This is a genomic window from Citrobacter sp. RHBSTW-00599 (assembly GCF_013784065.1).
Classification (GTDB): domain Bacteria; phylum Pseudomonadota; class Gammaproteobacteria; order Enterobacterales; family Enterobacteriaceae; genus Citrobacter; species Citrobacter braakii.
In genome coordinates this window covers 2,020,524-2,034,092 of sequence record NZ_CP056717.1, presented here as the reverse complement: position 1 = coordinate 2,034,092, position 13,569 = coordinate 2,020,524, and the positions used below count along the sequence as shown (strand labels likewise).

The 13,569-nt window shown below is 45.7% G+C and carries 11 protein-coding genes; 8 read left to right on the top strand and 3 right to left on the bottom strand.

From position 1 onward, the window contains the following. Window positions 1-160 precede the first annotated feature (160 nt). Together HV243_RS09715 and mobC are read left to right on the top strand one after the other, a co-directional pair. Complete coding sequence (locus HV243_RS09715; RefSeq protein ID WP_023337491.1) at window positions 161-2,020, top strand: type IV secretion system DNA-binding domain-containing protein; 1,860 nt, start codon at window positions 161-163, stop codon at window positions 2,018-2,020. Between the two features lie 9 nt (window positions 2,021-2,029). After that, window positions 2,030-2,776: a MobC family replication-relaxation protein gene (gene mobC, locus HV243_RS09710; protein WP_003036354.1), complete on the top strand. Its 747-nt coding sequence runs from the start codon at window positions 2,030-2,032 to the stop codon at window positions 2,774-2,776. 193 nt (window positions 2,777-2,969) lie between these two features. On the opposite strand, the gene HV243_RS09705 is transcribed toward mobC, so the two are convergent. Beyond that, on the bottom strand, window positions 2,970-3,917 hold the full coding sequence (locus HV243_RS09705; RefSeq protein ID WP_003036351.1) for a zincin-like metallopeptidase domain-containing protein: 948 nt from the start codon (window positions 3,915-3,917) through the stop codon (window positions 2,970-2,972). Between the two features lie 514 nt (window positions 3,918-4,431). On the opposite strand from HV243_RS09705, the gene HV243_RS09700 reads away from it, so the two are divergent. The 3 genes from HV243_RS09700 (at window position 4,432) to qatA (ending at window position 9,339) form a co-directional block, all read left to right on the top strand. Beyond that, entirely contained in the window at window positions 4,432-5,466 is a 1,035-nt protein-coding gene (locus HV243_RS09700) for an SIR2 family protein (protein ID WP_003036348.1), read from the top strand. Window positions 5,467-5,468: 2 nt separating this feature from the next. Continuing rightward, entirely contained in the window at window positions 5,469-7,280 is a 1,812-nt protein-coding gene (locus HV243_RS09695) for an ATP-binding protein (RefSeq protein WP_003036345.1), read from the top strand. Window positions 7,281-7,404: 124 nt separating this feature from the next. Further along, a complete protein-coding gene (gene qatA, locus HV243_RS09690; protein WP_003036342.1) occupies window positions 7,405-9,339 on the top strand; it encodes a Qat anti-phage system ATPase QatA in 1,935 nt (644 codons plus the stop codon). Between the two features lie 45 nt (window positions 9,340-9,384). Here qatA and HV243_RS25385 read toward each other — a convergent pair whose 3' ends face one another. After that, window positions 9,385-9,537 carry a hypothetical protein gene (locus HV243_RS25385; RefSeq protein ID WP_199963256.1) on the bottom strand — a complete coding sequence of 51 codons (153 nt, stop codon included), beginning with the start codon at window positions 9,535-9,537 and terminating at the stop codon, window positions 9,385-9,387. A 122-nt stretch (window positions 9,538-9,659) separates the two neighbouring features. Here HV243_RS25385 and qatB point away from each other — a divergent pair, with 122 nt between their 5' ends. Genes qatB through qatD form a run of 3 tightly spaced genes read left to right on the top strand, consistent with a single transcriptional unit; the run spans window position 9,660 to window position 12,344 of the window. Then, window positions 9,660-10,214, top strand: coding sequence for a Qat anti-phage system associated protein QatB (qatB, locus tag HV243_RS25380; RefSeq protein ID WP_003036339.1), 555 nt, complete (start codon window positions 9,660-9,662; stop codon window positions 10,212-10,214). After that, window positions 10,211-11,578 (top strand): Qat anti-phage system QueC-like protein QatC, encoded by a 1,368-nt coding sequence (gene qatC / locus HV243_RS09680; protein ID WP_003036334.1) that lies wholly within the window; start codon window positions 10,211-10,213, stop codon window positions 11,576-11,578. Before qatB ends, qatC begins: the two co-directional genes overlap by 4 nt. Window positions 11,579-11,591: 13 nt before the next feature. Next, window positions 11,592-12,344 (top strand): Qat anti-phage system TatD family nuclease QatD, encoded by a 753-nt coding sequence (qatD, locus tag HV243_RS09675; protein WP_003036330.1) that lies wholly within the window; start codon window positions 11,592-11,594, stop codon window positions 12,342-12,344. Between the two features lie 419 nt (window positions 12,345-12,763). Here the strand turns inward: qatD and HV243_RS09670 are convergent, their stop codons facing one another. Beyond that, on the bottom strand, window positions 12,764-13,567 hold the full coding sequence (locus HV243_RS09670) for a TIGR02391 family protein (protein ID WP_003036327.1): 804 nt from the start codon (window positions 13,565-13,567) through the stop codon (window positions 12,764-12,766). Window positions 13,568-13,569: the final 2 nt, after the last annotated feature.

Sequence of the window (13,569 nt, the reverse complement as noted above, 5' to 3'; positions counted from 1 at the left end):
CGGCGCACGCCGTTTCGTGCAGGGAAGCATGCTTTCCTGCACATGGCCGCACAGCGGCCACCTTCTTTACCCCATACGCTCGCCCCGTCTTTTCGCCCGACACCGTGGGGCGAACTGATGGGGCGATGTCATGGGGCGAACTGCTGACGAAGGAGGCATCGTGATTTTGAATAAGCTGGCCGTTTCACTGTCGCCGATAGTGAATGGGATGCTGGCGGTGCTGGCTTTTGTGCAACAGCATCAGCTGATGCTGGCGCTGTTATCGGGGCTGACGATGCCGTTTTTCGCCTCGTTGAAAAGCGATGAACGGCAAAAAGCCCCGCTGTGGCAAAAGATGATTATTGCTTTTTCAATGCTGTGTTTTCTCTCCGGCACACTGGCCCCGATAGTTATCGGATCCTTCCAGTGGCTGTATAAGACCAGACTCACCAGTGATAATACGGTACTAGCCTGGTCAGCACGGATTGCTTTCACTGTGACCGGGATTATTTTTCATATTATACTTCGCCGGGTATTCACGCCGGAACTGGATAAAATAAAGAAACGCCTTGTTAAAAAAACCACCCTTGAACGGGAATTGCGCACCGATGTCCGCACCGTAAAGTCCCTGCTGCCGGAAACACTGCATTATGATCCGCTGGATTATATCGACCTGAATAAAGGCATTTTTACTGGCATGGACAGGGAGAACGAACCAATGTATCTCCCGTTAAATGACTGGCAGAAACAGCACGCGGATATTATCGGCACCACCGGAGCCGGTAAAGGGGTAGCTGCCGGGATATTGCTATATCAAAGTATTATTGCCGGTGAAGGAGTGTTTGTTATGGACCCCAAAGACGATGAATGGGCACCACACCTTTACCGGAAAGCCTGCGAGGATGCAGGAAAACCCTTTGCCTTAATTGACCTGCGAAAACAGCACTACCAGTTAAATCTGATTGAAGATATCACGCCCGATGAACTGGAAGAATTGTTCGTAGCAGGTTTCAGCCTGGCGGAAAAAGGGCAGGAATCGGATTTTTATCGCATTGATGACCGAAAAGCCGCGCGTATCGCCGCACAATTTGTCAGTGATAATCCATCGGCAACAATCCGTGATGTCTATAACGGTGATTACGTTCAGGGAGTTGCCGAAAAAATCAAAGCATTTTTCGGCAAGATTGAGGAACTGGCAATACTCAATGCCATTAACTCACCAGAAGGCTTTTCGCTTAAGCACATATTTGATGAGGGCGGCTGCTGTTATGTTGTCGGCTCCATGCGAAACAGCAAAATTATTACCGCCCAGCGCATGCTGCTGGTTCGCCTTTACCAACTGGCAGAAAAGCGCGATCGAGTAACAGACGTACCCCGCCCCATTGCTATTTATCTTTCCGAGCTGAAATACCATTTATCCAGACCAGCGCTGGAAGGTTTAGGTGCGGCGCGGGATAAAGGCGTACACATTATTATGGACCACCAGTCCATCGCCGATTTAAACGACTGCCCGGCAGATTTGAAAGGTGACGCCGTTGTCGGTGCGGTTGTTGAAAATGCAAAATTCAAGCTGGTATACCGGGTTATGGACCCGGATACAGCGGAATGGGTGGCGAGAATGTCAGGCACGATTCTGGTGGATGATGAACTCCGTAAAGCGAAAACGGATAATATGCTGACGGAAACGATCGACAGTGAGCGCACAATCCGCCAGGCCGAACGTTTCTTTATTGACAGCAATATGATCCTGAACCTGCCCGATTTTGTCAGCTTTATCTTTACGACAAAAACGCTACCTTCTGCTTCACTGATTTCACCGATAAAGGTCAGAAAGCGTCAGCTAAAAATCTTCTCGGTTTCCCCTGATATTGCCGCATCGGCGGCACCGGTGAAAATCGCACTGGATTTTGACGAGGATGATAAACCATCCATACAGGATGTAATGACAACGTACCCGGATCTTTTCTTCAACGGAAGCGAAGTCAAACCGGCAGAGCCCCAACCTGATGAGGGAGAACACCTGTCCCCGCTGGATTTTTAAGGAGCGGTTATGCTGATTTCGACATATCACGAGCGCCAGACACGCAACAGAGAAAAAATAAAACAACTGCTGAACTTCCTGAAAGAAGAAACCTACAGCGATTTCAAAACGCTGATGCTGCTATTTGGTTTCCGGGATCATAAATCGCTTTATTCGCTGCTGGCAAAAACTGAGAAAATGGGGTTAATCCAGAAGCATGTGCTTGAATCACGGACAATGAAGATTTCATTATGGGGGATCACCAGCGACGGGCTGGCGGTGGTGTTAACCCCGGATGATAAAATCTTTCCCGCGAGGTTTGAACCGTTCAGAATTACCGGCTGGACGCTGGAGCATCATCTTGATAATCAGGCCGCCAGACTTATTCTGGAGAAAAAAGGTGCTTCGGGATGGATTAACGGCGACCGGACCACTTTTATCAGCCAGTATCAGGTGAAACATCGCCCGGACGGGTTACTGACCCTGCCTGACGGTAACGTTATTGCCATTGAAACCGAGCGCCGCCTGAAAACCCGAGCTCGTTATCAGTCGATCATGGCAAGCCACCTGCTGGCCCGTACCCGCAAGCAGTGGATTTACGTTTTTTATGTTGTACCCGATCCACAGAAGAAGCGTGCACTTGAACTGCTGTTTGACAGCATCAGGCATGTCATCATCAACCATCAGCACGTCCCGCTGGAAGAACGCCACCGCCGGGTGTTTCGCATTTATACCCTTGATGAACTGAAACGCCTGTCATTAGACAGCTATACGTAAGCTTTTACACAGGCCAACATGGTGGCCTCACCGGCCTGGCGGCGATACCGCCAGGCCAGAAATTATTTATTCCACTGCGAGGCGCAGACTGTTCGGTACTCGCTGTGCTGCGTTCCGCCTCAGCCTGCGCCTTGCAGCGTTGCCGGTTAAAAACCATGTAACCGCATTCCCTTGCGGTTGTCCGGCTCCGGCCTCAGAGTTTATCCATCAGATAACGATGCGCTTTAGAGGCGGCGCTGGCCGCTTTGAAAATATAGCGCCTGTCGTTTTTCAGAGCTTTCAGCCAGGAAGCAATGTAGCTTTCATGTTGTACCTCTCCCTCAATCCCCAGGTCCGCCATCAGAAAAGCACTTCCCAGCTCCGCCACCAGTTCTTCCTCTGCATAATCCGCACTGCCAAACTTCCCTTTCATTTCACGGTTCAGGCGTTTTTTACCCCCACTCCAGTGGACAAGCTCATGCAGGCCGGTAGCATAGAAGTTAGCCGCATCAGCGAATAGATGGCGCTCCGGTAACCAGACTTCATCAGTTGATGGGCTGAAAAAGGCGTTTTGTCCTTTCTCAATGATGTTTGCGCCGCTCTTCCTGAACAGATTTTCAGCCTGCGGCAACGGGGCAAATGTCGCTTCCGGACTGACAGTTACCTTTGTCAGAGGCAAGCCGTCGATTTGCTGAACGTTAAACACGGTGAAAGTTTTCAGCATCGGGATATGGTCGATTTCTCCGGCGTCGTTTTCCTTCTCCAGCGTGGTGTAGAAAATGGCTGTAGTGCCACGTTCACGCGTGCGAACCTGTCCACCTACCGACTGGGCCTGTTTATAGGTCAACCAGCGTGAATCGCTGAACCCCTGTTTTGATGCACTGCTCCACAGCAACATGATATTCATGCCACTGTAGGCCACGCCGGTGGCGTAATTAGATGGCAATCCAGACATGCCGGATACACGCTGCCACGGGCAGGACCAGGGTTTAACACCGGCTTCCAGCGCTGCAATGATGTTGTCGGTAACGGTCTGATAAATATCCTTTCTGGTTTTAGAAAATTTCGTTTTTGAGGAGCCTGACGGGTCCAGCGGGGATACGCTGGTCGCCGCTGCGGTGTTAGGGGCGCTTGTCCGGGGGTAATGCAGGGAAATTGTCATGGTTTTTTCTCCGTCAGTGTGTGATTTTCGTCTTCGTATCGCCTGACGGTTCGCTTTCCCGGCATCGTTCTGTCCTGCAAGGGCGCAGCATGCGTGCCATTTACCCTTGCGGGACGGGTTGTGTTGGGAAACGATTAACCTGAAGTAGATACGGAGAACGAAAAGTGCACAGGAGAAAAAACTTGCCCCTGCATAGCGGGTGTAGCGCCCCTTAGTTCGCTGCGGTGAAATGTTGTTGGGAAAGGCAGTGTTTTGCATTAAAAATACGGTTCATGTTTTGCTTTCAGACTAGATGTTCACATGCCCTCTATTGATTATCGCACAGTGCTATATCTGCATATCTCTTAAGATCCGAGATACACGCTACCAGCTAAAGCTGAAGCAAAAAGAAGAAAATTAGTCCCAAAAAGTTCTCGATGACAGCTCGTAAAAGTGGTGCAATTATGTGCAGTAACGGTAAGATAATTCCTATCTACACACTAAAATTAAACTTAAGGAAGCGTTTACTGTGGCAATGCAACGAGCATACTACGGTCAGGATCGGGATCGAGAGTATTTTGAGCGTGTTTTTCAGTCAGCAAACATCAACTTTCTTATCGGCTCCGGAGCGTCACTACCAGCTATCCGCATACTAGGAGATATCGAAGCGCAACTAGAAGAGCACGTGCGTTCAGGAGATGACTTAGCCTATTTTCAGCAAGCAGGCGATTTTCTAACCTCAGTTTGGGAAGCTAATGACGTTCTACTCGATAGAACTCAGCAAGGTATACCGCATAGTCAACCCACGTTAGATAACGTAACTGTCACTCGCACCTATTACTCCAGTTTCCTACACTCTCTTGAAAAGATTCTTACCCAAAGAAGAACTGGCCTATTACCTAGGAGAATAAATCTCTTTACCACAAATTATGATCTGTTTATCGAAGATGCTGCCGTCAAAAGCTATAACGTTATCTTAAATGATGGGTTTAGTCGGCGAGGAAATTTGTATGGTGCACATTTATTTGATCCAGCCAGCTTCTACCATACGACTCATGCTACTGGAAACCTTTATAACTATAGCGTTGAGCTACCGACAATAAACCTGATTAAGCTTCATGGTTCTTTATCATGGCTTAAATATAAAAATGATTTTTACTACCAAGTACCCCCATTGAGACCTGTAGCTTTTGCTACCCATGAAGAACTAAGAAATTGGGTGCTATCACATGCACTCATTCTTCCCAGAAAGGATAAATTTCGCGAAACTCTTCTTGAAAATATCTATTACGATCTTCTTAGAAGTTATTCTAATGAATTAGACAAGGAAGGAGCATTGCTTATAGTTTTTGGTTTCTCATTTGCAGATGAACACATAGAGACGTTAACAAAAAAAGCGCTAAGAAACATGTCTCTTAAAGTTATAATATTTTCCTATAATGAAATTTCTCGAATCGCATTTATGGAAAAATTCAGAGACTACTCTAATGTGGAAATAGTTTACACTCCAGGTAAAGAATTAGATTTCACTAAGGTAAACGAAATTATAAATTGTTTTCTGAGGAGATAACTGTGGAACAAGAATTTATTCATGAAGAGGCAGTTCTCCGTGTCGGTGAAGTATGTGAGGTGTCAGGAAGAACAATAAGCATATTGGTCGATAAAAATAAAAACCTTAGCGATCTTTTTTTCCGTGGAAAAGTACTTAAGAACGTATCCGTTGGCGGATTTATCGAAATCAAGAAAGGATTCATGAGCCTAATCGGTAAAATAGAGGCAGAAAAGATACTTGAGGAGAAAAATCCATTAGGAAGCGGTGCTGAGTCCATACGTTTTCGCCGCTACCTGACTGTCTCTTTGTCGGGTTACGTTGATCGGAACGGTCATTTTACTGTCGGTACAAGGGAACTTCCCTTAATTGGAAACGAAGCATTTATAGTGACCGAAGAGATAATTCAGCTCATTCATCAGATAGTGAGAGCACAAACTTGTGCTATCACATTCGCCCGTACTGATCTTGAAGATATCGATATTACCCTACCTGTTAGCGGTTTATTAAATTCTCACATTGCTATTTTCGGTAATACCGGTAGTGGAAAGTCAAACACTCTGGCATCTCTGTACAAACACGGTTATGCCGCATTGTCTGAAATGCTAAAAGAGAGCTTTCAAAGCAAGTGTAAGTTTATATTGTTTGATTTCAATGGTGAATATGGTGCCGATGAATGCATAACCTCGGAGAAAATTGTCTATAACCTTAGCACTTATAATGATCAAGGGGATAAAATCCCTATGCCGGAAGGTGTATTACTTGAACATGAGATCCTTTCTGTCCTTACTGATGCAACAGACAAAACCCAGAAACCATTTTTAAGGCGAGTACTTGAACTCAAATCGGCAGTTCATCGCTCTGATGCCCCTATTGATTTTTTTAGAAATATACTCAAGAAAAAGATCAGGGAAACTTTGTGTGGTAGCGATAAGACACGTTGTGATGCCCTTCTTGATCTTTTTCGACCAATTTTTAACGATCATGAGCATATGACATCCGATCTAGAGTTTCATTTCGGTAGAAAAGTTTGGTTTAACAACACAGGTCGCTTTTTTGACTCTCCTGAAGATACGGAGCATTCAAACCTGTTCAGACTCGCAGAATCCTATGAATTTCCAAATGATGTTATAGAATCCTTGCTTGGATTCATGTATTTGCAGCTAATCCTCGAATTCTTATCCGGTCGCTCAAATCCTGAACACATAGCACCAGTAGTAAATAGAATGAGTGCAAACAGAAAAGATATTAGAAAAGTCTTTGATACCAATGGGAATAGAGATTTTTGGGGCAACAGTAATTTTGTAGTCATCAACCTGAATATGGTCAATCTGACCATGAAAAAAACACTTCCATTATTACTCGCTAAATGGGCCTATGCTGATAAAAAAGCAGGTGACCCCTACTCAACTCTCAGTCTCATCATTGATGAAGCACATAACATCCTGTCTAATACATCTTTTCGTGAAACCGAGAGCTGGAAAGATTATCGACTTGAAACTTTTGAAGAAATCATCAAGGAAGGGAGAAAATTCGGTGTATTTGTAACCCTATCGAGTCAAAGACCGAATGATATTTCCTCCACTATTATTTCTCAGGCGCATAATTATTTCATCCATAGGTTGATAAACCAGAATGATTTATACGCTATTGAGAAGTCAGTTTCTTATATTGACCGTCTCACCGAGGAATCAATTCCCACCCTTTCTACTGGCACCTGCATATTCAGCGGTGTGGTATGTCCAATGCCGCTGAAACTTCGCATCAATGAATTGGAGATACATCATAGCCCCCACAGCAGTACCATTACTTTTGAAGAAATTTCACTACTATGATCATGATTCAATATCAGAACAGTGCAAGATTAGAGATCTGCGTCTCTACTAGGGATAGCCCTATGATGTGCTCATTAATATTTTATTTGAATAAGATGAATAGCAACGACTATTAGGAAAAATAATGATTCTAACTGACAACGAAACAAAAATCGATCTGCTAAACAATGAGGCCATTGCCTCCACCATTATTGGATTGCTTCGAGAGCAGCTCAATCACCCAGTAACAATTGGTGTTCATGGTGATTGGGGTGCAGGTAAGTCGAGCGTACTCGAAATGATTGAGTCGGGCTTCTCCGACAAAGATGATGTTTTATGCTTAAAGTTCAATGGTTGGCGTTTCCAAGGATTTGAAGATGCAAAGATAGCCTTAATTGAAGGCATCGTCTCAGGTCTGGTAGAGAAACGTCCTGCATTGAAAAAAGTTGAAGGAGCTATTAAAGACGTATTCCGTAGTATCGACTGGCTAAAGGTTGCCAAGCGAGCCGGCGGTCTGGCATTAACCGCATTTACCGGTGTTCCGACACCTGAGCAAATTGGCTCCATCATCAACTCCCTGCAAGGTTTGGCTGAAGATCCCGTCAAACTTATGACGAAAGAAAATATCTCTAATACTATCAATGAAATAAAGGCGGTGACGAAAGAGGGAGAAACAAAAAATGTACCGATGGAAGTGGAAACATTTCGCAAAGCATTTGATCAACTACTGAAAGATGCTGGTATCAAGCAACTTGTGGTATTGGTTGATGATCTTGATCGTTGTCTACCTGATACGGCCATTGAAACTCTTGAAGCGATTCGTCTATTTGTATTTACCTCGCGGACAGCATTTGTTGTTGCTGCTGACGAGGCTATGATTGAGTACTCAGTGCGTAAGCACTTCCCTGACCTGCCTGACAGCACTGGGCCACGAGACTATGCCCGTAATTATCTTGAAAAACTCATTCAGGTCCCGTTCCGGATCCCTGCTTTAGGCGAAACAGAGACGAGAATTTATGTCACATTACTTCTTGCTGGTGCTGAAATAGGTGAGAATGACCCAGACTATGAAAAGTTAATCATCGTTGCGCGGGAAAAGTTGAAACGCCCGTGGACAAGTGGTGGATTGGACGCTGCCACGGTAAAAATAACTCTCGGCTCGCAAGCCGATAAAGCAAATAATGCACTAATTCTGAGTGATCAGATCGGACCAATTTTGGCTAGCGGAACAAAAGGTAATCCTCGCCAAATCAAGCGTTTTCTTAATACCCTCTTGCTACGTGACCGCACCGCAACAGCGCGAGGTTTTGGCGATGATATCAAACTGCCAGTACTAGCAAAACTCATGCTTGCTGAGCGATTTATTCCAAGATTGTTCGAACAGATCGCGTTTGTTGCGGCGATACATTCAGATGGACACTGCAAAGATCTTGAAGCATTAGAGACGTTTCTTACGATTTCCAATAAAAACGATGATAAACCAAAAGAAAAAAAAGCCGCAGAAGTATTATTGCCACCTGATAGTACGGTTTTGACTGAATGGAAATCTTCAGAAACGATAAGTGACTGGGCTCGGCTCCCACCGAAGTTATCAGGTCTCGACTTACGTCCCTACTTGTTTGTAACAAAAGATAAAAAAGATTATTTTGGTCCGGTATCAGTTTTGGGCCACTTAGCCGAGGTGGTCGAGAAATTGTTCGGCGGCAAAATGGCGGTTCAAAGTTACGAATCAGAGTTGAAGCAACTTGTGCAACCTGAAGCCGAAAAGGTCTTCGAGGCAGTTCGTAGCAAAATAATGAGCACAGCTACTTTTGATATCAAACCGGCAGGAATTGATGGTTTGAGCGTTCTTGTAAAGGCACAACCAAAATTACAGAGCCAGCTAATGGATTTTCTGGAGGCATTGCCAAATGATAAGTGTGGTCCTTGGGCTGTAAGTGGTTGGCAGAGTGCTATAAAGGATACCGAATGTTTAGCGCGTTTGACTGTACTATTGGGGAATTGGAGCAAACTAACTACTAATACCAGCCTCAAAGTCGCAGCCGAAGCAGCGCTTAAAAATCACAAAGGAATACATTAATGGGAACATCAACAGCTTATGGAGGGCCTGGCGGCGGGACTCCACTTATTCCATCATGGTTGGATAACGCCCCCCCGGCATCCCCGCAAGGCAATGGCCCAGGACAAGACGACCAGCAGCCAATAGATCGTCCTGAACCCCTGACTCCACCAAATCGCCCACCAATACCAGGTACAGCTGATCCGCAACGTTTCTCAAACGCGCGCAATAACTTCACACGATTTGCAGGGTCTGGTGGTTCAGATCGAGCAAGCCTCGGGCGGGCCATATCGAAGTATGTTTCAACGTCATCAGGTGGTGCTAGGCAGGCAGCACAACGTATGGGAGCTTCCAGAGGGGCGGGGGCACGGCTCCTCGGTTTCCTAGCGGAGGTACAAACAAGGGGTGTCAACGAAGCGCTACGCTCACTGAATTTAGAATCGCTAGCAGGCCGTCCAATCACTGAAATTTTCATTGGGCTAGCTGATTTCATCTGCCCAGGAGCAGGTACTGTTGATGAGGGCATTGCCCGTGAAGCATACATCGAGACTATCGTAGAACTTGCTAACGAAGGTCTCACTGATTTGAATACATTTACACCAGATCAAATGCAAACCGTTTTCGAACTATATGCTACTCACGCGATCGAAGCACGCATTTGTAATGACATTGGAACCAAAGCGGTGACGATGCCAATAAATGCGCATACAGCACATCTTGTTGAGCAGCAGGTGCGAGATTTCATCCGGGGTGGAGTAAGCGATGCACTCGCACGCGCTCAAATTGGGACAAATCATCTTACTCCAGAGCAAATTCAAGGATTCGTGGATACGATCTATGAGTCTGCGTTTAGAATTTTACAGGCTCTTGGCGATGCAGAGGCTAATAAACAATGATGCGACAACTCCTAGTTGGTCATTTCGGTTATGACGATTCATTTGACCCTGTAGCAGGCTTAGATGAACAGATAACTTCCCTACAGCTCGTCGCCAGCAAACAAACGTTGGATTATGGAATTGGTCATGCACTGTCCAGCCTTAACAATATCGGCATATTCCCAACAGAAATGGGCATTGACCTGTTGGTTTTAGCAGCCCATGTCCATGCTGCTGACACACGAATCTCGCGTGTTGAGCAATCGCAGGATTCGTGGACACGCGAGATAAGATTGATAGTACCTGTGAGTAATCCCTCTCGTTGGTATTCAGCAGCGCCAACCCTCAAAAATTCTCTTGATTTTTTAACCGGCGATCGCTGGACGGTCGATTTTAGGCCACGCCCCGAGCGATTTAATACTGTCGTCAAAGAAGCACCACCAACCCTGATTGCTCACCCATTTGATTCAGTCAGTTTATTCTCAGGTGGACTTGATAGTTTAATTGGAGCTATCGACTCGTTAGAGAGTGGAACTACACCGCTTCTGGTTAGTCATTTCGGAGAGGGGGCAACAAGTGATGCACAAACTAAGCTGTTTGCCGGTTTAAAAAAACATTACGTCAAATCATCTTTAGGGAGATTGCGAGTTGGTATGTCCTTTGAGGAAGGACTTGTGGAAGGCGTAAGTTCAGAGAATAGTACTCGAGGCAGATCTTTCTTGTTTTTTGCTCTCGGTGTTTTCGCAGGAACCGGACTAGGAAACCATTTCGTTTTGCGCGTCCCTGAAAATGGATTGATTGCTCTAAATGTACCGTTGGATCCACTACGATTGGGATCAAACAGTACTCGCACGACGCACCCATATTATATGGCGAGATGGAATGAACTACTTTCCATACTTGGCATCAATGGCGAAATTCAAAATCCGTATTGGAACAAAACTAAAGGGGAGATGGCTTCGTCTTGCCAAAATCCTTCTCTTTTAAAAAGCCTGATATCAGATTCACTATCGTGCTCATCACCGGCCAAGGCCCGTTGGTTGGGGCATGGCATTGAACAGTGTGGCTATTGTTTGCCATGCCTGATCCGCCGAGCAGCATTAATGGCAGCATGGGGACCTGATAGTGATCCAACGGTGTATACAGTGGCAGATCTTCATGCTCACCCCTTGGACACGCGCCAAGCAACTGGAGTACAGGTCAGATCATTTCAATATGCAATTGCTCGTCTGAAAGATAATCCGCAACTAGCAAGTATCTTGATTCACAAGCCTGGCTCGCTTGCGGATGAAGCAATGCATTTAGACCAGCTAGCTGGTGTATATCAGCGCGGACTTGCTGAAGTTGCGCGACTTATCGACGGTGTTTCGACAAGACCAGCTTGAAAAGGATATTTACATGAATGCAACTAAAGGGCTTGTCGATTTTCACTGTCACCTTGATCTCTACCCTGATCATTATTCAGCAGTCAGAGATGCAGAGAAAGCTGGAATATTTACATTGGCAGTTACGACAACACCGCGCGCATGGCCTCGCAATCACGAGATTGCAAAGCGTACGAAGTATGTCCGAGCAGCATTAGGGTTACATCCCCAATTGGTAGCCAACCATGAAAATGAACTAGAACTATGGGATCATTACCTATCGGAGACACGCTATGTTGGTGAAGTTGGACTGGATGCTGGTCCTCGCTTTTTCAAGTCACTCGATGCGCAAAAGCGAGTATTTCAACATATATTGCAACGTTGCGCTCAGGCTGGCGATAAGATCATTACAGTCCATAGCGTCAGAGCGGTCAAAATTGTACTAGACTTCATTGAAGCATATTTACCCTTAGGGCGTGGGAAAATTGTTCTCCACTGGTTCACTGGAACAAAGAACGAGGCGAAGCGAGCATTAGAGTTAGGATGCTATTTTTCTATTAATATGGAAATGATTAGCAATGCCAGACATATTCCTATGATACAGTCTATTCCAATTGAGCGAGTGCTAACAGAAACCGATGGTCCATTCACACGTATTGATAATAGGCCTTCACAACCAGCTGATATAGAAAATACTGTAGAAGAACTAGCCCATTTATATGGGCTATCCACGAGTGATATGGTCTACGTCATTCGGAATAATTTGCGGACCCTAATCAGTTATTGAAGGCAACCTTACTATGATTAAATGAAAAAGAGATTGGTGTTCATCTTGGTGGTCTTGACAGAGAAGTGACTCAAGTTTCGCTTATATATTAGCTTGTAACTGAATAAGGCAATCCCAATTACAGAGCCAAATTTGAACAGCCTGATTACTAGCAGGCTTTTTGCTTTTGTGCACCAATGGAAAAGAGTTCAGTCTCGGAACTGGGGGGCCTGTTAACGATTGTTGCAACCAGCTCTTCAGACGGAGATAAGACACACTATGTTACTTAAAAAAATAGATATCAGCAAATTAAGTCATATAAATAGATAGATGAAGGTTATTGAGAGATAATCATCAATTTAGAATTCGGATTGCTTTCTTATAATGATGGTACAGCAAGATCAACACTGTGTAGCTCATGCAACTCCACTATGGTGCCGCTATAGTTGTTTCTGCGTGCCATCCAGCTTGCGATGAATAAGCGAAACCAACGTAAGGATGTCCAGCGCATCCAGTTCAGACATGGGCCAATTCTTCTTAGGCGCATGGGCTAGTGGATTGCGCACAGCACCGAATAGACCAATCAGTAGATTCGCAAAACCTTTCTGTTCGCTCTTTTCTGAGTCGGTGGTGAGCGATCCCAAAGTCAGAACAGGTTGTTGTCCGGTAAATGCCTTGTTCACCAAGTCAGCACCATCACCGCTCAACCCGGACAACTGACGAATACGTTCCGCAACCCCCTTCGTCGCCTCGAAGACGGCATGAAAATAGTTTTCGTCCAGAAGTTCGGCACGGCAATAGTTCAAAACTTCCGCATGCACAGCACGGCTTTCGAGTGCAGCCTTAAGTCGCCCGGCGCGGGCTCGAGCAGAATCCAGAGTCGTTACTTTAGCAGCGCTCGCGACCTTACCATCCTCACGGATATAAAAACCGGAAAAAGCCAGGACAACATTGAGTTCATCACGTCGCCAGGCAAACACCGATGGATCACGGGCGTAATTAACCGGGTTCATCGCACGGTTAATGAACATAATAAGATGGTTGCCGACCTGATACTGGTTCTGCGCACCTGCGAGCGCATTAAACAGACGTTTCCACTTTGTCATTCCTGGCGATGTGTCCGCAACTTTAATTTCTTGTAGCAGTCGCTCGATCTGCGACCCACTCAAGCCACGTTCGGTATCAGCAAGGACGCGACAGGCGGCCTCAAGGTGCTGAGAGTTGAATGATGGAATACGTATCATGA

Coding starts and splice junctions, on each gene's coding strand:
- qatD (WP_003036330.1), top strand. CDS start 11,592: ATGAATGCAACTAAAGGGCTTGTCGATTTTCACTGTCACCTTGATCTC.
- mobC (WP_003036354.1), top strand. CDS start 2,030: ATGCTGATTTCGACATATCACGAGCGCCAGACACGCAACAGAGAAAAA.
- HV243_RS09705 (WP_003036351.1), bottom strand. CDS start 3,917: ATGACAATTTCCCTGCATTACCCCCGGACAAGCGCCCCTAACACCGCA.
- qatB (WP_003036339.1), top strand. CDS start 9,660: ATGGGAGCTTCCAGAGGGGCGGGGGCACGGCTCCTCGGTTTCCTAGCG.
- HV243_RS09700 (WP_003036348.1), top strand. CDS start 4,432: ATGCAACGAGCATACTACGGTCAGGATCGGGATCGAGAGTATTTTGAG.
- HV243_RS09670 (WP_003036327.1), bottom strand. CDS start 13,567: ATGATACGTATTCCATCATTCAACTCTCAGCACCTTGAGGCCGCCTGT.
- qatA (WP_003036342.1), top strand. CDS start 7,405: ATGATTCTAACTGACAACGAAACAAAAATCGATCTGCTAAACAATGAG.
- qatC (WP_003036334.1), top strand. CDS start 10,211: ATGATGCGACAACTCCTAGTTGGTCATTTCGGTTATGACGATTCATTT.